This window comes from Roseibium sp. R5, assembly GCF_055755305.1.
Window position 1 is genome coordinate 2,935,608 of record NZ_CM146910.1, and the last position, 20,577, is coordinate 2,956,184.

A 20,577-nucleotide genomic window follows, 5' to 3' on the forward strand; every position below is an offset into this window, starting at 1 on the left:
ACCGAATTATGCGGTTCCGGCAATACAGTTTGATGGCTGCACTACCGGTTTTGATTAAGCGTCCGTCTTGTACACTGCGGGATCAAGCCCGCCGTGGCGGTGGGGACTTTAGGCGGGATGCACTCCAAACACTGCCTCGATTTCCAGCCGGAGATCCGGCGAAAACAACTCCTTTACAAACACAAGAGAACTGGCCGGCACGTTTTCACCGTAGCGGTCTGTGAGCACCTTTCGGACTTCGGGAATGTCAGCCGGATCCACCGCGAAGATCGTGACCTTGATCAGGTGCTGCAGGGATGTGTTGCAGCTCTCAGCTAGAATGGAGAGCTGGTCCAGAATGGTTTGTGTTTGCTCTGCTGCGCCTTCGGACTGGCTGTTTGAGCCAAAGGCTGTCAGACCCGACGTGTAGAGCGTGTCACCGTGGATCACGGCATGGCTGTATGGCCCGGCCACGGGGCCAAGTTGATCGACGTTTTGGCGAATTGGAAGCATGATTTCTCTCATGATCGGAGCACCTAACCCGGGAAGCGCTGCGTGATGTAGGTGGTGGCGTTTTGGACAAAAGGGCCAAAGCAGAATGCAATTACGGCGGCAGCCGGCCATGCCAGCCGGAATGCAGACATCCATTGACCAAGGAAAGCGTCGCTCCAGCCGAGATTTATCAGGGTGACCCAGCAGGACATCAGAAACGACAAGAAGAAGGACATCAACGCGGTCGAGATCAGACGATGTCTCATGCGTGTGCCTTGATCGCATCGGCGAAGGTTTTGTCTCCAATTTCTCCAAGCGCTTCGATGTGCCTTACTTCCGTTAGGTTTTGGGCGAGATAGGCTTTCGTGTGGTGTGCCTCGAAATGTGCGGCCAAGGCTTCCGGATTGGTCCAGCACTCCCACAAAGTGAATTTTGTTGGTTCTTTCAGGTTCTGGCGAATTTCAAACAAGATGCAGCCTGGTTCTTCGCGCGTTTGCGCAACCAGCTTCTGAAGCTCGGTTTCAACCTGCTCAAGCTTCGAGCCTGCAGTCATTTCGATACCGGCGCTGATGAAGTAGTGGCTCATGATCATCTCCTGATCTGTTTGGGGACAGGAGAGGTATATGAATTTCATTTTTCATGATAAATACCGATTATCGACAATTTAAATTCCGAAAATGTAATCATGTTGGATGATATTGCGCTCTTTGTACACGTTGCCCAAGCCCGCAGCTTAACGGGTGCCGGCACAGCGCTGGGCCTGCCGGCTGCGACCGTCACCAGGCGATTGCAACGATTGGAGGACAAACTCGGGCATCAACTGGTTCATCGCTCCGCCCGCAAATTCGGACTGACTTCTGAAGGCGAAGCCTATTTTCAGGCCTTTGCCGGGATCGTGGAGCAGGCGGAGGTCACTGCGCGCAACTTGAGCGCCGAGATGCACGAACTCAGTGGGCCCCTCGTTGTAGCTGCGCCAACCAATGTTTCGGTCGGTGCCCTGCAGCCAATGTGGACCGCCTTCATGCGGCAGTATCCAGGCATTCGTCTGGACTTGCGACTGAGCAATTTCAACATCGACCTGTTGGATGAGCGAATTGATCTGGCCCTGAGAATTGGCCCGCAGCAGGATCAGCGTCTTTATCAAAGAAAGATTGGATCCATTTCGACAGCGGTGATGGCAGCCCCATCCTATCTTGAGGGGTGCAACATGCCGGAAAGTCCAGACGATCTTGAGCAACATGCCATCATCGCCGTCCGAACGATCCCGGCCTGGCGGTTGAGCCACAGGTTGACTGGCAGCACTTCCGAGTTGCATCTCAAGGGTGATGTGATTGTTGATGATATCGCGCTCGTCCGTCAGTTTGCAGAGGACGGGTTTGGCGTGTGTCTATTGAGTGTGACTGAAGCTGCTGAGCCGCTAGAGCAGGGCCGACTAAAACTTCTTCTACCAGACTGGCAGGGTCAGCAACGAGATATCTACGCTGTCTGGCCAACCGGTAGGCTCTTGAGCGCGCGTGCAAAGTGTCTGCGGGAGTTTATGCGGACCTATCTGGCCGAGCGACCTGTGTTTCAAGGACAGCTGCCCGCGGTATCAACTTTGACTTAAGCGGTCAGATCACGCCGCACCAGAGAATTGATTGTGCACATGTTCCGGCAACACCAGGACAATAGCGCGACAGATCAGCTGATCATATCAGGCTGTGTGGGGCTGGCAGCGATAGTAGGGCTGATAGTCGATGTAACCGCTCATCAGGGTCAGGAAAGCCTGACATTCGTCCCGCGTCTTAAAACAGGCTGTCCGGGCGACCGGGAAAGGCTCCCCCCAGTTCGCAGCGCGGCCGCCGGCAATCCCTTTCCAACCGCTGCCCTGAAACGTGCGGCAGTCATACTGAGTTCCGGATACGACCGGAATGCTGCCGCGGTCGGTATTATAGGTTGGTGCAAAAAGAATATCTGAAGGCGACTGGATCTGGCAGGCACTTAGGGCGAATGCGAGAGTGCCAACCGCAATGAGCCTTAGGCGGTTTCCGGCATTTCGAGTTTTACTCACAAATTTCGGCATGAAGACCTCTGGCAATCGCGGACGGCATCTCTGTTCAGAGATGTCTTTCAAATCAGAGTTCCGTCGTACAAACATCTGGTCGAAACGTCAAAAGCTATTGTGGCGCAAAATCCGATATGACCAGATTGTTGGCCTTCTGAAATACGACAACGGACCGATGGCTTTGCCACCGGTCCGTTCAAGAGAAAGGCAGATCTTCCAAAAGGGATGAATTCTGCGGAGTGGTTCGAGTCTATCAGGTCAGCCAGTCGGACGGCGGTACGTTGAAGTCGAACGGATTGTCCAGTCCCTGATCCACGTCATCCCATGCCTGGTAGTGACCGTCTTCCTGAAGCTGGAGGAAAATTGCTTCCAGCTGAGCGTTCAGGATTTCCATGCCACCCCAAGCATCACCCATGCCGGCAGCAAATTTCTGGATCTCGTTGTAGAGCCCGTCCGGGATTTGGTTGAAGTCGATCTGGTCCTGGTCGGAGAACATAAAGAACAGCTCGTCTTCAAACTCATAAAAACGCTCTGCGCCGTTCATGTAGACGATTTCGCCTTCAAACATCACCGACAGTGTCATTTCATACATGCCGAAATCGTTCAGCTCGAGCTCAATTCCGAGTTCGAAGGCCATTTCGAATTCTTCGATGCCGTAATCAAAGGCCTCGCCGTATACTTCAAGCGCCTGCTCGTATCCGAACGCAGTCATGATCGGGTTGCCGTTGGCGTCGAAGGCTTCAGCCTGGATTGTCATCCCGGTTTCGAAAGCCATCTCGACATAAAGCTCCCGGAAGGCATTGTCGTAGAAACTGCCTTCAAATTCATGCGCAATGCCAGCCTGATACTCCACCGCGACTTCTTGGCCGTTGAAATTGATGGTCTTGATTTCTGTCGTGCGTTCTTCGGCCAGCGTGAGGATGTTAATTTGTCCGTACTCTGTGGTGTACGTGTAGTTTTCCATCTCGAGGCTGAAGTTAACCTGCTGCTCGCCGGAGCCTGCCTGGACATCGACCTGGGAACTGAGACCGCCCTGCGGCCCTTCTGCAAGGTCGCCAGTCGGAAGATTGTCTTTACCGTCCAGATTGTAAGGATCCAGGTTCAAGAACGGCAGATCGTTGAACTCGACCGGACTGGTCGAAACATCCAATGCGTCCGGCACCGTCCAGCCGAGTTCATCCAGATCGGTCATGAAGAGAGCGGTGTTGCTGGTTCCGTTCTGATCACCCGGCGGCCCAGCCGGGATATAGAGGTCTATCGGCATGACTGGCGCAGTGTTGACTGAAAACGGCAGGGGATGGGTAGGCTGGTAAGTCATTGTATTGCTCCTCCGCAAGGACCATCGTTTTGGACACTGTTGTCCGGTGATGACGGTTACGATTTGGTCGTGATCGGAGAAGATTTCAAATTAAACTGTCGTCATTAAATGCCTGTAATATTTATATTATTCTTTGTAATATCTAATCTATATTTCGTTATCCGAATAAATGTTCTGAAGAAATATTGGAGAAAAATTTTTGTTATTTGACCGAAAGGAAAAATACCGGCGCGAGCGGCGCCGGTATGTTTCATAAGTCTCGGATGTTGACTAGAGCATCGGGCGTTTTGTTAGACGCACCCAAAGATGCTCGGCTCCTTTCGAAACGATCAGCTTTAGGCGCTCAATCGATTTCGATTAAGCGCCCGCTGATCTAGTTGACTGTAATCCAGCGCAGCATCAGGAAATTATCGGCCCGCTGGGTCAGATCGACCGTGTCCTTGGAGCCCCACAGCAGGGGCTGGATGTGGAGCGGCACGTAGACCACATCGTTGCGGACGGTGAGAGCGATCTCATCCAGCATTTGCTGCCGCTTGGCCGGATCAATCTCCCGCTGGATTTGCGGCAAGAGCGCATCCACCTCGGGGTTTGAGTAGCCGCCAAAGTTCCAGCTGCCGAGCTTCTTCTCATCATTTCTCATGGTGACGAGGAACCGGATTGGGTGTTCGGCGTCGAAGGTTCCAGGCGACCAACCCAGGAGATACATGTCGAAATTGCCGGAGCGAAGTTCTGGCCAGTAGCTGCGGACCGGCATGGCATTCAACTCGGCGCGCATGCCTGCCTGCGTCAGCATCGCCGCCATTGCCTTGCACAGCGCTTCATCATTGATGTAGCGGTCGTTGGGGCACATCAGTCCGAAAGAGAAGCCATCCGGATAACCAGCGTCTGCCAGCAAGGCCTTGGCAGCGGCTGGGTCATAGCCAAAACGGTCTGATGCTGCGGAGCTGTATCCTTTCATTTGCGGGCTGACGAGTTGCGTTGCCAATTCCGCGCTGCCGCGCATGATCTTGTCGATCATGGCTTCGGTATTGATCGCCATTTGCACCGCTTTGCGAACCCGAACGTCCTGGAAGGGGTTTTTGCCGGTCGATTCCTTGGAATACTTCAAGGTGTCGTGGGCGTGCCCGAAGCCGAGCATGATGACCCGGGCCTCAATGCCCTGATGCAGTTTCAATCCTTGCTGATTGGCGACCCGATTGACGTCTTGAACCGGAACCGGATTGATCAGATCGACTTGACCGGAGAGCAGTCCAGAAACGGCCGTCGCCGGATTGGCGATTGGCAAGAAGGTGGCCTTGGTGAGATTGTGCTCCTTGGTATCCCACCAACCATCAAACGGTTCCAGCACGGTCTCGACGCCGGGTTGCCGGCTGACGACCTTGAACGGCCCCGTGCCGTTTGTGTTCAGCGTGGCGTAAGTTTCTGCATCCTTCGCGGGAAGGGCGGCATCATTTGCTTCGGCCCAATCCTTGTCGAGGATCATAAAGTTTGCGATGGAATCGGGAAAGATCGGGTCGGGGGCGTGGGTTAGGAAATCGACCGTAAAGCCATCGACGACTTCAACGCTTTTTACCGGAGCAAACCAGGATGCGGTGTCTGAGGCCTCGGATGAAGCGCGTTGGTAAGAGAACAAGACATCTTCAGCGGTAAAATCAGCCCCGTCATGAAACTTCACGCCCTTGCGCAAGTTAAAGCGCCATCCGTCCGTTCCGATCGGCTCCCAGCTCTCGGCAAGGGATCCCTCAATGTCCATGGACTTACCACGCCTGACAAGGCCTTCATAGACATTGTTCAAGAACCCGAGCACCGGGGCGGAGTTGACTGCATGCGGGTCCATCGTCTGCGGATCGGTCGGTGACGACCAGCGCAGTTCAGCAGCCTGGGTCACCGTGGCGGACGTGAGAAGGGCGGCGGTCAGCGTGAAACCGGCGGTGCGCCGAAGCCATCTGGACGATGTACGGGTCATGATATCCCTGCTTGTCATTATGAAGTCACTCCGATCACACTAAGCGACTTCATGGCCAAAGAAAAACCGGATCCGTTTCCGGACCCGGTAATAGTTTCACAAGACTGTGAAGGGGCTTACGCCTTGCCGGTCACCTGAAGCGCAAAGGCTTGCACGAGGGCAACTTCCTTCAGCCGGTCAAAACGTCCCGATGCCCCGCCATGTCCGGCGTCCATATTGGTTTTGAGCATTACGAGACTGTCACCGGTCTTTGTCGCGCGGAGTTTGGCAACCCACTTGGCCGGTTCCCAGTAGGTCACACGCGGGTCGGTCAGACCTGCAAGGGCGAAGATCGGCGGGTAGTCCTTGGCTTCGACATTGTCATAAGGCGAATACGAAGCGATGTACTCATAGGCCACTTTGTCGGTGATGGGGTTGCCCCACTCAGGCCATTCCGGCGGGGTGAGGGGCAACGTGTCATCCAGCATGGTTGCCAGCACATCGACAAACGGGACTTCGGCAACGATGCCGCCGAATTTCTCCGGCGCCATGTTCGAGATCGCACCCATCAGCATACCGCCGGCTGATCCGCCCTGCGCAATGATCTTCTCGTGGCTTGTGAAGCCGTCCTTGACCAGATGATCTGCCGCCGCGATGAAATCTGTGAAGGTGTTCTTCTTATTCTCTCGCCGTCCGGCCTTGTACCAGCCGAAGCCTTTTTCCTTGCCGCCGCGGATATGGGCAATGGCATAGACAAACCCGCGATCGACCAGCGAAAGACTGTTCGTGTTGAAGCTGGCCGGGATGGAAATGCCATAAGACCCATAGCCATAGAGCAAGAGTGGGGCCGAGCCGTCCAGCGGTGTGTCTTTCCGGTAGAGAATTGAGACCGGTACCGTTTCGCCGTCAGCCGCCGGTGCCATCAACCGCCGCGTGACGTAGTCATCTGCCTTGTGGCCGGAGGGCACTTCCTGTTCCTTGCGCAGCTTGCGTTCGCCCGTTGCGACGTTGTAGTCGAACGTTTGTGACGGCGTCGTCATGGATGAATAGGAAAAGCGGATGGTCTCTGTGTCGAATTCATACCCGCCAGACAATCCCAGCGAATAAGCTTCCTCGTCAAAGGCGACATAATGTTCGTCGCCGTCTGCAAGGTTACGGATGACGATCCGCGGCAAGCCATCTTCCCGCTCCAAACGGGTCGTGAATGTCTTGTAGACGCAGTGGGACAGGATCAGGCACCCGGCCTTGTGCGGCACCAGATCGCGCCAGTTTTCACGGCCTGGCGTGGCTTTCGGAGCCGTCACGATCTTGAAGTCTTCCGCGCCGTCGGCGTTGGTAAGGATGTAAAGCGTGTCGCCATGGTCATCGACGGAATACTCGATGCCGGTTTCGCGAGCAGCGATCAGGGCGGGCGCTGTTGTGGGCTGATCCGCCGGGATCATCCAGATTTCGGACGTCTCGTGATCATGAATGTCGATGACAATCGTGTCGCCGGACTGCGTTTTGCCGACACCCATGAAGAAGCCAGGGTCTTTTTCTTCGTAGACGAGCACATCTGTTGCTGGGTCCGTACCAATTTCATGGCGTAAAAGTTTGGACGGCCGGTGATTGGCATCAAGGCGGATATAAAAGACGTATTTGCTCTCCGCGCAGAAAACACCGCCGCCGCTCGTGTCTTCGATGACATAACCGGTGTCTTCACCTGTCTCTAGATTGCGGAACTGGAGGGAGTAATACTCAGACCCCTTGTCGTCGTAGGCCCAGGCCAACAGCTTATGGTCCGTGGAATGGCTGGCGCCGCCGATCTTGAAATAGGCTTTGCCGTCGGCTTCCTTGTCACCATCCAGCAAGATAGTGTCTTCACCACCATCGCGCGGTATTCGGTAGAAGATCGGCTGCTGTCCGCCCGTCTTGTATTTCAGGCTGTAGGCATAAGGGCCATCAGGGGAGGGAACCGCGCTGTCATCTTCCTTGATGCGGCCTCGCATTTCGGAAAACAACGTTTCCTGCAAAGCTTTCGTCGGCGCCATTTGCGCCTCGTGATAGGTGTTTTCCGCCTCAAGATACGCCCGGATGTCGGCATCTAGGACACTGGGGTCTTTCATGACCTCCTGCCAATTGTCGGCCCGCAGCCAACTGTAGGCGTCTTGCCGGGTAATGCCGTGGGTTTCAATTTGGACGGGGCGCGCTTCAGCGCGTGGAGGGAGCGTGTCGTTTTTCATGAAATCGGAGGTAAGGTGTTTGCCCGGTCAAGGCAAGGGCGATCAAGCGTGGCCTATGTCCTGCCACATCACCTGTATTTCACGCGATCGGGAAACGCACTCAGATCGAGCCTGTCTGCCACTGGGCTTGTTTTTCCGATGAAGAGGATCGACTCGTTTGCCTTGATCTCGTTGATTGAAACTTCCGAGGGGGATTTGCCGTTCAGCAGGATTTCTGCCGCCAATTCCGCAGCAGCTTCGCCGCGCTGCCAATACGCTTCGCCAAAGGCCAAAGAAACACCATGGTCCACCAGCGCCGGGGATGCTGTTACACTCACGATGTTTGGCGGCAATATTTGCTTCAAAAGATAAGCTTTCTGTACGAACGATGATGTCGAGGTGACATAGACAACATCTGCGGCTTCCAGCTGTGACCTCATCAGTTCCACATGCAATTCGGCATCTTCCACATCGGGAATGAACCGCACACGCAGTGTTTGTTTTTCCAAGACATCCGCGACATTTGTGACCTTATCGGCTTCTGTGGTGGAGTTGGGTTCTCTTGGGTCGAATAAAACCGCTATGGTTTCATACGGGTAGACCTGCTCCAGCAACTGCAAGATGACTTCTGCGGAAAGGGATTGTTTGACACCGGTCGCGCCGCGCGTTGGCATATGCATCGACAGCGTGATGTTATTGCCGATCGGATCTGACACGATGTTAAAAACCAACGGAACATTGCCCACCCCGAAATTGAGAAGGGTGTTGGTTGCAGTTGTTCCGAAGGTGTAGATAAGGTTTCTCTTTTCAAGATCGGACCGATTGGCCCTCAAGAAACCTGCAAGATTGGTTTCACTCCGCCCGGCGTCGAAATGATGGAATTTTGCCCTTATGCCGAGCTCGCTCAGCCGCGACAAAAAACCCTGTTCAGCGGGGGTCATTCCACGCCACGTGATTATCTGGATGTCCTGTTGATCAGAGGCGGAAGACCCGCCACCAGGGAACGCCAAGCACAGGAACGACGCCATCAGTAATAATGTCAGGGTCTTTTCGATAATACGAAACACGTCTTCCCGCTTGTCAGATAGCTTTCAAGGTTTTGGTCGGGTGTATGCAGGTTGTCGGCGCAATCCTATTTCACAAAGTCTTATGAATCCATTTCATTAAACTTAGCTTTTTGCGACTTATGTCTCTGAAATATTAGGTATATTTGCCGATAAGTGCTATCTTTATGAGCTCGGCATTCAAATTTGGCTCGTAGAACTCCGGCCTTGATAGGTCGGCGCTCTCGATTGAGGGGGCATCTGAAACTGTTGAACAGTTCAGACAGCTGCTGCGAGGCGACGCTTACCCTTCATCAAAATGAAGATTATGATGGTGATGTTGAGGAAGTTCCAGGCGATACCATTCAAAAACGCTGCCTGGTAGGATCCGGTTAGGTCGTAGATCCACCCGGACAGCCATCCTCCAAGTGCCATGCCGAGAATAGTCCCCATAATGACGAGCCCGACCCGTTGTCCGGCCTCACGGGCAGGAAGGTATTCGCGGACAATTACGGCATAGCTCGGGACGATCCCACCCTGGCTCAGCCCAAAGATCAGGGACACCAGATAAAGGGATGCAAGCCCGTTGAAAGGTATGAACAAGAACAGGGCAGCACATTGCAGGACTGAGCCGATCAGTAGGGTCCGAACGCCGCCGATCTTGTCGGCCAATACACCCGACACCAGCCGGCTGGCAACGCCTGCGGCTGTCATGATTGCGATCATTTCAGCACCCGGCGCTACGCCGTATCCAAGGTCGACGCAGTAGGCGACGATGTGGACTTGGGGCATGGCCATGGCGACACAACAGCCTAACGCTGCCACAAACAACAGCAGCTGAAGCGCTTGCGGTGACAATCCTGCAGAAGCCTGGTGGAAAGCGGAAGGAGCAGGAGCTGTGCTAAACGCCGATTCTGGTGGCCTTCTGCGCAATGCCAAAGCAAGCGGGATCATCGTGATGAGACAAATGAAAGCGATGAGCAAGTAGGTATCGCGCCAGTCTCCCGTGTTAAGGTTCCATTTGATCAAGGACGGCCAGAGCACGCCGGCCAGATAGTTTCCGCAGGCAGCGCAGGCAACTGCCAAACCACGTCGTTTGACGAACCAGTGAGAAACGTCAGCGACAAGCGGGCCGAAGGTTGCCGAGGTTCCAAGGCCGATCAGCAATCCTTGTGCGAGCGAAAACACCCAGATGTTTGGCGCGACGGCAGCGAGCGCGAAACCTGCGCCGAGACTAACGGCTGAAGCGATGACCGGCAGGACAATGCCGTACCTGTCGACAACCCGTCCGAGAAGGTAGTTGCCAAGACCAAAGCCGATCATCGTCAGCGTGTAGGGTAGGGCAGATCCGGCCCGGTCAATGCCAAAGTCCACTTGGACAGCCGGCATGATAATCACCACCGCCCACATTCCCGCGCCACCAAGCGTGCTCAGCAGGATCGAGACAGCCAAGCGAAACCAGGCGTATGACCCATCGGGCGCAAAAGGATCGTTAGTGGCGGTGGCAGACATTGGCAATTCTCAAGGAAGACTTGCCGGAATGACTATCAGGTCAGGTCCTTTGCGGCCAATGAATATCCTTGAAGCGATCGACAAGCAGCGTGAATGGATCCCCGGAACTGTTTTGGCTTCCAGGTGTCACCCAGCGTTGATATCGCTCGCGCACATTCGTGTCTGCGCGCCATTTTCTAGCTCAAACGCTGCACAATCTGCTTTTGTTTGTGCGCCCGGGATATGCCTAGCGACAGGGGCTTTAAGCGCTTTCTGGCCCAAACTCCGAAATTCTCCATCCTTGTATCCAACCAGGTGCAGGGCCCTGCGATTGTTGGATGGCAGTATGATGAAGGGCAGGACTTGAGCATCGGCTTTGACCGTTGCGCTCAGGTTTTGCTCTCGCGCGCCAATCTTGTGATTTGAAAATCCACGGAGCGCGTGTGCCAGCTCCAGTTTATTCCCTTGCCAGCGTGCGATTTGCAATGTTCCGCCAATGTGCGGCGTTTCAACGAACGCAATCTGCTTTTGTCCAGTCCCGAGATAATCCGCGATCCTGGCAATGTTGAGCCAGCGGTTCGTCCGGCCGATGGGCCGGGAACTTGCAAGTTCAACCAATTGATCGCCTTGAAATCCAAAAACAGCCACACTTGCGCCGGCAGACAAGAAGGCCCGGATTGTGACGATTTCCGGCTTACCGTCGCCGTTCAGATCAATAATGCGCGGTGTGCGATCTTCAAAAACCTGGTCTTGTGGCAGGGTCACAGTGTAATCGTTCCCACCGACTTTCAGATGCAGCGATCCGCCCTCAATCCCATCGCCCAAAATCGCATGCCCATAGCGATCCGTGGGGGTGCCGTACCAGGCCGCATAGGTCGTTCCATTGTGGTGAAGTTTTGCGACGTCACCGTCCGGCAACCGGTCCTGTGCTGCAACGCTATCCTTCATTGCCAGGGCGCCAATCAGCACCGCTGGCAGCATCAGGAGTTTCAAGCAAGCCGTCACCGTCATCATATATCCTTTGCGAGCCAAGAAACGAAGCCGTTGGCCAGCGGAGCCAAACTGTTCGCTTCCATTTTCCTGACGGTACTCACGTGGTGATGTTTGTGGGGTAAATCCTGCGTTACGCGCGGGTTATTGCAGATAGCTGTCGACGATCTGCCAATATCTTGGATCCCGCCAAACCTTAGAAACAGCCTTTGACAAGCGGGCTTTCAGGGCGGGGGACACAGACTTGTTGGCGGCCAGCCATTGCACGCCGTGCGAAAGTGGGGCTCCAACCTGAAGGCGTGTGTGATCAAAGCCCTGCTTGCGAGTGATGTAACTTGCGCGCATCGAAATGGTGTACCAGGCGTCTACACGTCCGGCCTGGAGCATCCGGGCCATCTGTTCTGCGGTGGCAATCTCGGTTAGGTTTGTCAGGCCATTTCGCCGTAAGATACGGGCCCTCTGGCTGCCCAGATGCACTCCGATGACCTTGTTGTCTGCCAGCGCCTGTTCAAAGCTGTCGATTTGTTCATCGAGGGTGATGAAGGCGCTTTCCGTGTAGATCAACGGGGCAATGTACTTCAGTTTTTCGCTGCGTTTTCGCGTGTAGGCTAGGGAAAAAATGAGAGACCCAGGGGTGTTTTCGACGAGTACCTGCGCCCGTTTCCAAGGTGCGAACCGGATATCGAGTTCGATATCCGCCTCTTTCGCGACCAGTTCCATGATCTCAACGGCGATGCCCCGTTCCTCGGCATTGATCGACAAGGGGGGAAGAAACCCAGTGTAGGCGATGATCTTGTCTTGGCTTCGGGCCCCTGCGGTGAAGGCAGCGTATAAGCTTGCCCCCAACAGGACATGTCCCAGTATCCGAAGAATAGGCAAGGTGTTTCCCCTGAAAGTGCGGCGAGTTATCAGGGGAAATACCAGTGTTATGTTAAAGGAGGCCTAAAGTCCCGCAAAGAAATGTCATGAATGAGTTCAATGGTTTGGGCTTTCATAATGTCTCGCTGAAAGCCGCCATTTGCCGCAACGAAACTCTGCGGCATTACTCTTTTGGCTCAAAGGACATCGCGTGGCCGTTTAGGCAATAGCGCAGTCCTGTTGGCGGCGGGCCGTCTGGAAAAACATGCCCAAGATGTGCGTCGCATTTGTTGCATCTGATTTCCGTACGGATCATGCCGTGGGACCGGTCCTCAATCTCGCGTATCGCACCAGGATGTGCTGCTTCGAAGAAGCTTGGCCAGCCACAGCCCGCATCAAACTTGGTGTCCGAATGGAAAAGCTCGGCACCGCAGCAGACGCAATCGTAGCGGCCGGCGTTGAAGCTGTTCCAGTAGGGGCCCGTATAGGGGCGTTCCGTGCCCGATTGACGGGTGACATAAAACTGCTCGGGCGTGAGCTGCGCCATCCATTCAGCCGTTGATTTTTTAATTTGTGTGTCGGTGTCGTCGCTCATTGTCTTTTCCTAGCTTTGTACCGACTAAGAGATAAGAAAATCACTGGAACCGGCAAGAGGCGGAAGCTCATCCGCCAAGGACGCTCATTGAGAATTTGACACGGTTTCCGCCTTCCTGACGGGCCTGAAAAACACAAGATTCTGAAGCAGCTAACAGAAACTCTGAGCTTTCCGCCACGCCTTTGTGTTCGGCAACTGCGCAGGCTGTACCGACCGAAGCGGTAACGACACCGTTATGAGCGGTGTTTCCCGGGTTGGGGATCCCCAAGTCTTGAATCGCGACTTGTATATAGGCGCTGATGGTTTCGGCGCCCATTTCGTGTGTTCGAGGCAAAAGCAATGCGAACTCCGACATCGCAATCCGGGCGGCAACGTCGGCGGGTCGGCGCGCGGTGTCTTTCAGAACGTCTGCCACTTTCGCCACGCAGTCGTCTGCAGCGCTTTGTCCATACTGTTCGGAAATCGCGTCAAATTTGTCGACCGAAACCTTGATAAGAGTTGTGTGGGTGTTTTCGCGTAGTGCGATCGCCCACTCCCTGTTCAATGTGTCTTCGAAAGCGCGGCGATTGAAGAGACCGGTCAAGGCATCCGTCTGCGTGGCCGCTTCAAGCAGCCCTTCGAGTTCCTTTTGCCGTGCAATGCTCCGAAAGAAGACCGCAAATGCGGCCGGTTCTCCGTCTTTTTCGATGAGGTGCGTGGTCACTTCGGCCCAAACAAGCGAGCCATGTGCCGAGCGAAGCTGTAGGTCGGCATGGGGCAAGCTGACGTCTGGTGTTGCAGATCCAGACAGAATCTTGTGAAGCGTCTCCGCCTCCGGGTTGGGAGGGCCAAGATAGACGAGGTCACTTAAATGTTCCGGCAACTTTTCGGAGTCCCAGCCAAACAAGCGGGAAGCGGACGGTGAGGCATACTCCAAAGTTCCGGTGAGGCCCAGCTGAAGGATTGCGTCGCCGCTGAGAGACAAAAGTGTTTCGAAATTCAAATTGCTCGGCTGCGAAGCAGCAGCCCCGGACGCTGTCCCCCCTCTTTGGTCCAAAGCCATGCGTTGCCTCGCTTAATTTTGCCGCTGAAACCACTGCGACGTTTCTTAAAGTGAACGGTATTAGGGACGTGAAATCAAGAGGCTTGCGGTATTAGGGGATTGTTCGCGGCTCTACAGCGCGAGCCAGCACGCAGTCCCGTAGAAATCGTTGTTTACGTATGAGACCAGTTTCATCTTTGGTGTTGCTTTGCAGTGGGAGGCTTCCTGCTGATTTGGTTGGCTAGCGGGCGGGCCGAGGCTGAATGTCGCAAAAAGACAAATGGAATCAATTTTTAAATACTTTTGCACGAAGCTCGCAGCGTCAAGGGAGGCAGCACCCTGGCGTTGAGTAAGGTATTGAATGGTCACGCGTTGTGCCTTGAAGTCCAAAAAACGGGTCCCAATTACGCACCTGACAGTTCCTATCCCGCTATTATGCCCCCCAAAGACATCGATTCGTTCAGCATATCCGCGATGCTCCATCGGCAACCGTAACGAAAGATCAGTATGACGCCCGCAGTTACTGACGAAACCACGCTTCTGGCTGTGCTTGCGCCGTTTGCGGCTGCAGTGGCCGCGCCGTTCTTGACGAAGTGGTTCAAACACAACGCGGCGTGGCCGCTGGCGGTGGTTCCCGCGCTCATCTTTTTGCATTTCACAGGTTTTGTCGCACCTGTTTCGGAGGGCCAGTCCTTTGTTGCAGCGGTCGCTTGGGCGCCGAGCTATGGTGTGAACTTCTCCATTTATGTCGATGGATTGTCTACGCTTTTTGCGCTTCTGATCTCAGGGATCGGAACCTTCATTATTCTGTATGCCGGTGGCTATCTGAAAGGCCATCCGCAGCAAGGCCGTTTCTTTTCGTTCCTGTTTCTTTTCATGGGCGCTATGTTGGGGCTCGTGCTCGGCAACAACCTGATTTCCATGTTTATTTTCTGGGAGTTGACGTCGATCACGTCCTTCCTGTTGATTGGCTTTGACCACCTTCGGGCGGCGTCCAGACGAGCAGCAATCCAGGCCTTGGTGGTGACGGGCGGTGGCGGCTTGATTTTGCTGGCCGGTTTCATCGTCATCATTTCTGCGACCGGTGAAATCGAGATGTCGGTGCTTCTGGCATCGCCCGATATCATCAAGGACACCGGCCTTTATGTGCCGATTTTCCTGCTGGTCCTCGGCGGAGCGTTTACGAAATCAGCCCAGTTTCCGTTTCATTTCTGGCTTCCCAATGCGATGGAAGCGCCGACGCCCGTCTCCGCGTTCCTTCACTCCGCAACAATGGTCAAGGCAGGTGTTTACCTCCTTATGCGCATGCACCCGCTTCTCGGAGACACCGCGCTCTGGACGACGGTGTTGCCGCTCTTTGGCGGTATCACTTTGTTGGTGGGTACCATTCTGGCCGTGCGTCAGACCGATCTGAAATTGATGCTGGCCTACACAACGGTGGCGTCTCTCGGTCTTCTCGTCATGTTGACCGGCACAAGTCATGAAAAAGCGCTTGAGGGCGCGGTTCTGTATCTATTGGCGCACTCGCTGTTCAAGGGCGCACTATTCATGGTTGCCGGAACCATCGATCATGAAGCGGGCACCCGGGACATCCGTTATCTTGGTGGTTTGCGCTCCGCGATGCCGATCACCTTCGGGGCTGCCTGTCTGGCAGGGCTGTCGATGTCAGGACTTCCGCCCTTCATTGGTTTTATCGCCAAGGAAGTTCTTTACTACGGCACATGGGGATGGCCGGACTTTGGCCTCCTAATCACTGTCGTGGCTGTTGTCGGCAACTCATTGATGCTGGTTATCGCAGCGGCCGTTGCGATCAAGCCGTTCTTCGGCCCAGCGGTGGACACTCCGAAACACGCTCACGAGGGGCCGGTGTTGTTGTTTGCCGGTCCGGTGGTGTTGTCTGTGTTGGGGTTCATCCTTGCGGTCATCCCGCACACAACAGGCGTTCTGTTTATCGGACCAACTCTGTCATCCTTGATCGGATCTTTCACCGAGATCGATCTGCATCTTTGGCCGACCAAGATCAACGCCCCGTTGATCTTGTCTCTGATTACGATCGGCATGGGGATTTTCCTGTTTACCCAGCTCGACAAGCTCAGAGCTTTGATAGCTGGAACGCTGACCGCCATCGGTTGGGGACCGGACAAAGGCTTTGACCAGGCAATCGCCGGTATTGTGTCGTTGTCTACAGCCATTACCAGGGTGGTGCAGGGCGGTAAGATGCAGACCTATATGGCGCTGACCTTTCTGGCCGCCGGTGCCGCGGTATTGGTGCCGGGGTATGTTGGCGGCGGATGGCCAGCCATGCCGAAAATGCCCACCTACACGTTCTATGAGTGGAGCATTTTTCTGATCGCGGTGCTCGGTCTGATTTCGGTACTTGTCGCGAAGACGCGTCTGACCGCCATCGTCTCTCTCGGCATCCAGGGCTTTGCGGTTGCCCTGATTTTCCTCCTCTTTGGTGCGCCGGATCTGGCCTTCACACAGTTGATGGTTGAAACGCTGTCGGTGGTTATTCTGGCGCTTGTGATGACACGCCTGAACCTGTCTCCACGGGATCATCGCAATGGTGTCTCCACACTGGTTACCGGCGCTATCTCCGTATCGGTCGGCCTTGGGCTTGGCTTGACCTTGATGGCGATTACACAGCAGCCCTTCGACCGCAGGCTGTCGGACTTCTTCACCGAGTACAGCAATTCGATTGCCTACGGCCGGAACATCGTGAACGTCATCCTCGTTGATTTCCGCGGTATTGATACGCTCGGTGAAATCGCGGTGGTTGCCCTGGCCGGGCTTTGTGTCCTTGCGCTGATCCGCGTGCACACGAAAAAGACACTTCCTGAGGACGAGGTCATTGATCCGTCCGATACAGGCGCAAAGAAGGAGGCCGTGTAATGCGTACCGTCATTTTCCGAACCATTGCGCCGTATCTGTCCGCTCTGATGGTGCTGTATTCCATCTTCGTCCTTCTGCGCGGACACAATGAGCCAGGCGGTGGTTTCATCGGCGGGCTGATTGCAGCCTCTGCACTCGCGATCTTCGGCATTGCCTGCGGCGTTGCAGCTGTACGCCGCGCGATCAAGGTGCATCCAATGAGCATCGCCGGCTTTGGCTTGTTCATGGGAGCTGCAGCAGGCGTGATCTCGTTGTTCACCAATCAGCCTTTCATGACCAGCCAGTGGTGGCCGATCGATCTGTTCAATGTCCAGATCAAGTTGTCGACACCGTTGATCTTCGATATTGGCGTCTACCTGGTGGTGGTGGGCGCGATCAGTTCGATTGCGTTGGCGCTGGAAGAAAGGGAGAGCGACTGATGGAAACCGGTCTTTCTATCCTTGTCGGGCTGTTCTTCGCTGTCTCCGTCTACCTCATGCTTTCCAAGCAGCTGGTGAGAATGTTGCTCGGCATCGCTATCCTCGGAAACGCGGTCAACATGTCGATTTTCGTCAATGGCCGTTTGACCCGTGAGGTGCCGCCCGTCATTCCGGAAGGGTTGATGGTGCCAACGGAGGTGATCGCCAATCCGTTACCGCAGGCGCTGGTCCTGACGGCTATTGTGATCTCCTTTTCCTTCTTTGCGTTCCTTCTTGTGCTGGCCTTCCGGGCCTACCAGGAAGTTGGCACGGACGACGTCAACGAAATGCGCGTTGCCGAGCCTGAGAACGATCCGCTTCCGCCGCAAGGGTACTGATCTGACATGGCCAGCACTTATTCTTCTGAAAAAGTCGACTATTCCGCAGCCATGAACCTTGAGCCTGTGGCGGCCGCGGACTGGTTGATCGTGGCGCCGGTTCTGGTTTCGCTGATCGGCGGTGCCGTCTGCCTGATGATGCGCAAGAACACAGACGCCCAGCCGAAACTGGCGATGCTTTTCCTGGCGCTTCTCGTCTTGGTCAACTTCGGGCTTTTGATCCGTGTTTTGGATCAAGGTGTTATCACGATGGTGATGGGTGGCTGGCTGCCGCCGTTCGGGATTGCCTTCACCGTTGATGCGCTTGGTGCCACGCTGTCGCTGATTGCTTCGATTGTTGCGTTTTGCGCCGGTCTTTATGGAATTGTGACCGTTGGGGCTACGGGGCGCAGATACGGGTTTTATCCGTTTCTTGTCTTGCTCATGGCCGGGGTGTGCGGCGCGTTTTTGACCGGGGACATCTTCAACCTCTATGTTTGGTTCGAAGTATTGCTGATCTCGTCCTACGGCATGCTGGTTCTCGGCAATGAAAAGCCCCAGTTGGACGGCGCCGTCAAATACGGCGTTTTGAATCTCATCGGCACGAACTTTTTCCTGATCGGAACCGGCATGATTTACGGCGTGTTCGGCACGCTGAACATGGCGGACATTGCGATCAAGATGTCTGAGCTCGACAGCCCGGCGTCCGGAACGCTTCTCACCATCGCAGTGCTTTATTTCCTGGCGTTTGCAATGAAGGCGGCGGCTTTCCCTGTCAATTTCTGGCTCCCCGCGTCCTATCACACGCCAAACATTGTGGTGTCTGCAGTGTTTGCCGGGCTTCTGACCAAGGTTGGTGTCTATGCGCTGCTGAGGATTTTCGTACTGATCATGCCGGGATCCCGCGAAGCACTCGCAGACCTCTTTGCCCTGGTGGCGATCCTGACGCTTATGACTGGCGCTTTCGGCGCCTTGGCGCAAAGTGAGCTCCGGCGTTTGCTCGGTTATCTTGTGATTGCCGGGATTGGCTCCATGCTGGCGGGCATTGCAGTGGGGACCACCCTCGCGCTGTCGGGAGCGATCTTCTATGCGGTTCATTCGATCATCGTGATGACAGCGTTGTATATGGCCAGCGGGATCGTGAACATGATGTCGGGCACCTACGATCTACGTCAGTTGGGTGGGCTCTATCAAAGGAACGTTGCCTTTGCGGCCGTTTTCCTGGTGCTTGCCTTCGCTGTTTCGGGACTGCCGCCCTTTTCCGGTTTCTGGCCGAAGGTCTTGTTGGTCGATGCTGCGTTCGCCGATGGCAGGGCCTTGCTTGGTGCCGCCATTCTGCTCAGTGGCTTCTTGACGACCATCGCGATGGGCCGTGTGTGGATCTACGCGTTCTGGCGAGGCGGACCGGAAGGGACGCCCGACGGCGAGAGTGTGGGGCCGGGGGCGGCCGCCGCAGTTGCTGGCGGACGGGCTGCGGGACTGGCGGGGCCAGCCGTTTGGCTTCCGCTTGGCATTTTGACGGCAATGATTGTCTATTTCGGTTTGCAGCCGGAGTGGATGCTTGAACTCTCAACACGCGGAGCTGTTGGTCTGGTCGAACCGCGCGGCTACCTGCGCTCTGTATTCGGGGGGCTGTGATGACAAGCCTATTCTTGATCAATATACTCATGGCGCTTGCTTGGGCGGCTGTGACCGGGAGTTTCAGCGAGATCAATCTGGCCCTTGGCTTCGTGCTTGGAACAGCTGCTCTCTACCTGATCCGTGAACAGGTCGGGACCACGGCCTACTTCAGCCGTGTCGGCAAGGCGTTCAACCTGGCCGCAACCTTCGTTTACGAGTTGGTATTGTCCGCCTGGCGGGTGGCGACCATCGTTGTGCGTCCGAAGATCGAGCTGCAGCCCGGTTTTATTGCCTATCCATTGACGGTGGACCGTGATTTTGAAATCACCATGCTGGCGAATCTGATCACCCTGACGCCAGGTACTCTGTCGGTGGATGTCTCTGCAGACCGCAAGACGCTTTATGTTCATTGTATCGATGTGCCGGATCCGCAAGCCACGATTGACGATATCAAGAACGGCTTTGAACGCAAGATCCTGGAGGTGTTCAGATGAGCTCTCTCGACGCTTTTGCAGATGCGTATCTCGCCTGGGCCGTTAAGGCATCGCTCGGGATCCTTAGCATCTCATTCCTGATCATTGTCTACCGGATCGTGAAGGGACCAAGCTTGCCGGATCGCGTGGTTGCCCTTGATATGCTGGTCGCGGTTGGCATTGGGTTCATTGCTGCGGTCGGCCTTCTGACCGGCTATTACCTTTATATCGATATCGCAATCACACTTGGCCTGGTCGGGTTTCTGGCAACCGTTGCCTTCGCCCGCTTCATCTTGAACCGGGGTGCGGCAGGGGATGCCACGATCATGGATGAGGTCAAAGATAGTATTAGGCGGCGGGAGGCAGGCCAATGAGCGCGGTTGTTACGATCCTCGCCGGGACCATGCTCGTCATCGGCGCCTTGTTTGCTCTGGTTGCATCCATTGGCATAGTTCGGTTGAAAGACGTTTACATGCGCACGCATGCGGCTTCAAAAGCTGGAACGCTTGGCTCAGGTCTCATGCTCATCGCTCTTGCGGTCTATGCAGCAGACTTGGCTGTTGCAACACGCGCTTTGGCCGGTGTCATATTCTTTCTTTTGACTGCCCCGATTTCGGCGCATCTGCTTGCTAAGGCTGCTTATGAAGCTGGATACCGCCCTTGCGCGGATACGAAAGAAGACGCCATGGCTGAGGTTTTTCCGCAAAAAGACTGATTTGAAACCGGTTGTGACTGCCGAAGCGCAGCAGTCATGACCTTGCGGTAATACTTTTGATTAGGTGTGGATCAATGATCCGTAGAATGATCATTATTTCCGAGACCTAGTTTTTTATTGCATCC

21 protein-coding genes are annotated in these 20,577 nt (G+C 55.0%); 8 read left to right on the forward strand and 13 right to left on the reverse strand.

Features of this window, described 5'->3' with window-relative positions:
* Window positions 1-108: 108 nt before the first annotated feature.
* The 3 genes from AC0J4F_RS13670 to AC0J4F_RS13680 are packed head-to-tail and all read right to left on the reverse strand — an operon-like array spanning window position 109 to window position 1,057.
* Entirely contained in the window at window positions 109-492 is a 384-nt protein-coding gene (locus AC0J4F_RS13670) for a RidA family protein (RefSeq protein WP_473023742.1), read from the reverse strand.
* A 23-nt stretch (window positions 493-515) separates the two neighbouring features.
* A complete protein-coding gene (locus AC0J4F_RS13675; RefSeq protein WP_133946721.1) occupies window positions 516-737 on the reverse strand; it encodes a DUF2798 domain-containing protein in 222 nt (73 codons plus the stop codon).
* Window positions 734-1,057 carry an antibiotic biosynthesis monooxygenase gene (locus AC0J4F_RS13680; protein WP_473023743.1) on the reverse strand — a complete coding sequence of 108 codons (324 nt, stop codon included), beginning with the start codon at window positions 1,055-1,057 and terminating at the stop codon, window positions 734-736. Before AC0J4F_RS13680 ends, AC0J4F_RS13675 begins: the two co-directional genes overlap by 4 nt.
* 99 nt (window positions 1,058-1,156) lie before the next feature.
* Between AC0J4F_RS13680 and AC0J4F_RS13685 the strand changes: the two genes are divergently transcribed.
* Window positions 1,157-2,077, forward strand: a complete 921-nt coding sequence (locus AC0J4F_RS13685) for a LysR family transcriptional regulator (RefSeq protein ID WP_133946723.1) — start codon at window positions 1,157-1,159, stop codon at window positions 2,075-2,077.
* Window positions 2,078-2,164: 87 nt separating this feature from the next.
* Here the strand turns inward: AC0J4F_RS13685 and AC0J4F_RS13690 are convergent, their stop codons facing one another.
* From AC0J4F_RS13690 to AC0J4F_RS13735, 10 genes are all read right to left on the reverse strand, one after another.
* The gene (locus AC0J4F_RS13690) at window positions 2,165-2,533 is read right to left on the reverse strand and encodes a hypothetical protein (protein ID WP_133946724.1); all 369 of its coding nucleotides are present in this window, start codon (window positions 2,531-2,533) and stop codon (window positions 2,165-2,167) included.
* A 235-nt stretch (window positions 2,534-2,768) separates the two neighbouring features.
* Window positions 2,769-3,833 carry a hypothetical protein gene (locus AC0J4F_RS13695; protein ID WP_473023744.1) on the reverse strand — a complete coding sequence of 355 codons (1,065 nt, stop codon included), beginning with the start codon at window positions 3,831-3,833 and terminating at the stop codon, window positions 2,769-2,771.
* A 373-nt stretch (window positions 3,834-4,206) separates the two neighbouring features.
* Window positions 4,207-5,799 (reverse strand): ABC transporter substrate-binding protein, encoded by a 1,593-nt coding sequence (locus tag AC0J4F_RS13700; protein ID WP_473023745.1) that lies wholly within the window; start codon window positions 5,797-5,799, stop codon window positions 4,207-4,209.
* 116 nt (window positions 5,800-5,915) lie between these two features.
* Complete coding sequence (locus tag AC0J4F_RS13705; RefSeq protein WP_473023746.1) at window positions 5,916-8,000, reverse strand: S9 family peptidase; 2,085 nt, start codon at window positions 7,998-8,000, stop codon at window positions 5,916-5,918.
* 68 nt (window positions 8,001-8,068) lie between these two features.
* Window positions 8,069-8,920, reverse strand: coding sequence for an ABC transporter substrate binding protein (locus AC0J4F_RS13710; RefSeq protein ID WP_473023747.1), 852 nt, complete (start codon window positions 8,918-8,920; stop codon window positions 8,069-8,071).
* 381 nt (window positions 8,921-9,301) lie between these two features.
* The gene (locus tag AC0J4F_RS13715) at window positions 9,302-10,534 is read right to left on the reverse strand and encodes an MFS transporter (RefSeq protein WP_473023748.1); all 1,233 of its coding nucleotides are present in this window, start codon (window positions 10,532-10,534) and stop codon (window positions 9,302-9,304) included.
* Between the two features lie 126 nt (window positions 10,535-10,660).
* Window positions 10,661-11,527: a hypothetical protein gene (locus AC0J4F_RS13720; RefSeq protein WP_473023749.1), complete on the reverse strand. Its 867-nt coding sequence runs from the start codon at window positions 11,525-11,527 to the stop codon at window positions 10,661-10,663.
* A gap of 120 nt (window positions 11,528-11,647) precedes the next feature.
* Window positions 11,648-12,349, reverse strand: a complete 702-nt coding sequence (locus tag AC0J4F_RS13725) for a substrate-binding periplasmic protein (protein WP_209173959.1) — start codon at window positions 12,347-12,349, stop codon at window positions 11,648-11,650.
* 196 nt (window positions 12,350-12,545) lie between these two features.
* Window positions 12,546-12,956: a peptide-methionine (R)-S-oxide reductase MsrB gene (gene msrB, locus AC0J4F_RS13730; protein WP_473023750.1), complete on the reverse strand. Its 411-nt coding sequence runs from the start codon at window positions 12,954-12,956 to the stop codon at window positions 12,546-12,548.
* A gap of 67 nt (window positions 12,957-13,023) precedes the next feature.
* Window positions 13,024-13,998 carry a GGDEF domain-containing protein gene (locus AC0J4F_RS13735; RefSeq protein ID WP_473023751.1) on the reverse strand — a complete coding sequence of 325 codons (975 nt, stop codon included), beginning with the start codon at window positions 13,996-13,998 and terminating at the stop codon, window positions 13,024-13,026.
* A gap of 486 nt (window positions 13,999-14,484) precedes the next feature.
* On the opposite strand from AC0J4F_RS13735, the gene AC0J4F_RS13740 reads away from it, so the two are divergent.
* The 7 genes from AC0J4F_RS13740 to mnhG are packed head-to-tail and all read left to right on the forward strand — an operon-like array spanning window position 14,485 to window position 20,452.
* On the forward strand, window positions 14,485-16,869 hold the full coding sequence (locus AC0J4F_RS13740; RefSeq protein ID WP_473023752.1) for a putative monovalent cation/H+ antiporter subunit A: 2,385 nt from the start codon (window positions 14,485-14,487) through the stop codon (window positions 16,867-16,869).
* Window positions 16,869-17,288: a Na+/H+ antiporter subunit B gene (locus AC0J4F_RS13745; RefSeq protein WP_040452267.1), complete on the forward strand. Its 420-nt coding sequence runs from the start codon at window positions 16,869-16,871 to the stop codon at window positions 17,286-17,288. The genes AC0J4F_RS13740 and AC0J4F_RS13745 overlap by 1 nt, the downstream gene beginning before the upstream one ends.
* Complete coding sequence (locus AC0J4F_RS13750) at window positions 17,288-17,665, forward strand: Na+/H+ antiporter subunit C (RefSeq protein ID WP_008192232.1); 378 nt, start codon at window positions 17,288-17,290, stop codon at window positions 17,663-17,665. The genes AC0J4F_RS13745 and AC0J4F_RS13750 overlap by 1 nt, the downstream gene beginning before the upstream one ends.
* Window positions 17,666-17,671: 6 nt before the next feature.
* Entirely contained in the window at window positions 17,672-19,282 is a 1,611-nt protein-coding gene (locus AC0J4F_RS13755; RefSeq protein ID WP_473023753.1) for a Na+/H+ antiporter subunit D, read from the forward strand.
* Complete coding sequence (locus tag AC0J4F_RS13760; RefSeq protein ID WP_040450782.1) at window positions 19,282-19,758, forward strand: Na+/H+ antiporter subunit E; 477 nt, start codon at window positions 19,282-19,284, stop codon at window positions 19,756-19,758. The genes AC0J4F_RS13755 and AC0J4F_RS13760 overlap by 1 nt, the downstream gene beginning before the upstream one ends.
* Window positions 19,755-20,111: a cation:proton antiporter gene (locus AC0J4F_RS13765; protein ID WP_008196590.1), complete on the forward strand. Its 357-nt coding sequence runs from the start codon at window positions 19,755-19,757 to the stop codon at window positions 20,109-20,111. Before AC0J4F_RS13760 ends, AC0J4F_RS13765 begins: the two co-directional genes overlap by 4 nt.
* Window positions 20,108-20,452 (forward strand): monovalent cation/H(+) antiporter subunit G, encoded by a 345-nt coding sequence (gene mnhG, locus AC0J4F_RS13770; RefSeq protein WP_008192167.1) that lies wholly within the window; start codon window positions 20,108-20,110, stop codon window positions 20,450-20,452. Before AC0J4F_RS13765 ends, mnhG begins: the two co-directional genes overlap by 4 nt.
* Window positions 20,453-20,577 lie beyond the last annotated feature (125 nt).

Excerpts from the sequence above, each read along its gene's own strand:
- AC0J4F_RS13670 (WP_473023742.1), bottom strand. The coding sequence starts at position 492 with ATGCTTCCAATTCGCCAAAACGTCGATCAACTTGGCCCCGTGGCCGGG.
- AC0J4F_RS13675 (WP_133946721.1), bottom strand. The coding sequence starts at position 737 with ATGAGACATCGTCTGATCTCGACCGCGTTGATGTCCTTCTTCTTGTCG.
- AC0J4F_RS13680 (WP_473023743.1), bottom strand. The coding sequence starts at position 1,057 with ATGAGCCACTACTTCATCAGCGCCGGTATCGAAATGACTGCAGGCTCG.
- AC0J4F_RS13685 (WP_133946723.1), top strand. The coding sequence starts at position 1,157 with ATGTTGGATGATATTGCGCTCTTTGTACACGTTGCCCAAGCCCGCAGC.
- AC0J4F_RS13690 (WP_133946724.1), bottom strand. The coding sequence starts at position 2,533 with ATGCCGAAATTTGTGAGTAAAACTCGAAATGCCGGAAACCGCCTAAGG.
- AC0J4F_RS13695 (WP_473023744.1), bottom strand. The coding sequence starts at position 3,833 with ATGACTTACCAGCCTACCCATCCCCTGCCGTTTTCAGTCAACACTGCG.
- AC0J4F_RS13700 (WP_473023745.1), bottom strand. The coding sequence starts at position 5,799 with ATGACCCGTACATCGTCCAGATGGCTTCGGCGCACCGCCGGTTTCACG.
- AC0J4F_RS13705 (WP_473023746.1), bottom strand. The coding sequence starts at position 8,000 with ATGAAAAACGACACGCTCCCTCCACGCGCTGAAGCGCGCCCCGTCCAA.
- AC0J4F_RS13710 (WP_473023747.1), bottom strand. The coding sequence starts at position 8,920 with ATGACCCCCGCTGAACAGGGTTTTTTGTCGCGGCTGAGCGAGCTCGGC.
- AC0J4F_RS13715 (WP_473023748.1), bottom strand. The coding sequence starts at position 10,534 with ATGTCTGCCACCGCCACTAACGATCCTTTTGCGCCCGATGGGTCATAC.
- AC0J4F_RS13720 (WP_473023749.1), bottom strand. The coding sequence starts at position 11,527 with ATGATGACGGTGACGGCTTGCTTGAAACTCCTGATGCTGCCAGCGGTG.
- msrB (WP_473023750.1), bottom strand. The coding sequence starts at position 12,956 with ATGAGCGACGACACCGACACACAAATTAAAAAATCAACGGCTGAATGG.
- AC0J4F_RS13735 (WP_473023751.1), bottom strand. The coding sequence starts at position 13,998 with ATGGCTTTGGACCAAAGAGGGGGGACAGCGTCCGGGGCTGCTGCTTCG.
- AC0J4F_RS13740 (WP_473023752.1), top strand. The coding sequence starts at position 14,485 with ATGACGCCCGCAGTTACTGACGAAACCACGCTTCTGGCTGTGCTTGCG.
- AC0J4F_RS13745 (WP_040452267.1), top strand. The coding sequence starts at position 16,869 with ATGCGTACCGTCATTTTCCGAACCATTGCGCCGTATCTGTCCGCTCTG.
- AC0J4F_RS13750 (WP_008192232.1), top strand. The coding sequence starts at position 17,288 with ATGGAAACCGGTCTTTCTATCCTTGTCGGGCTGTTCTTCGCTGTCTCC.
- AC0J4F_RS13755 (WP_473023753.1), top strand. The coding sequence starts at position 17,672 with ATGGCCAGCACTTATTCTTCTGAAAAAGTCGACTATTCCGCAGCCATG.
- AC0J4F_RS13760 (WP_040450782.1), top strand. The coding sequence starts at position 19,282 with ATGACAAGCCTATTCTTGATCAATATACTCATGGCGCTTGCTTGGGCG.
- AC0J4F_RS13765 (WP_008196590.1), top strand. The coding sequence starts at position 19,755 with ATGAGCTCTCTCGACGCTTTTGCAGATGCGTATCTCGCCTGGGCCGTT.
- mnhG (WP_008192167.1), top strand. The coding sequence starts at position 20,108 with ATGAGCGCGGTTGTTACGATCCTCGCCGGGACCATGCTCGTCATCGGC.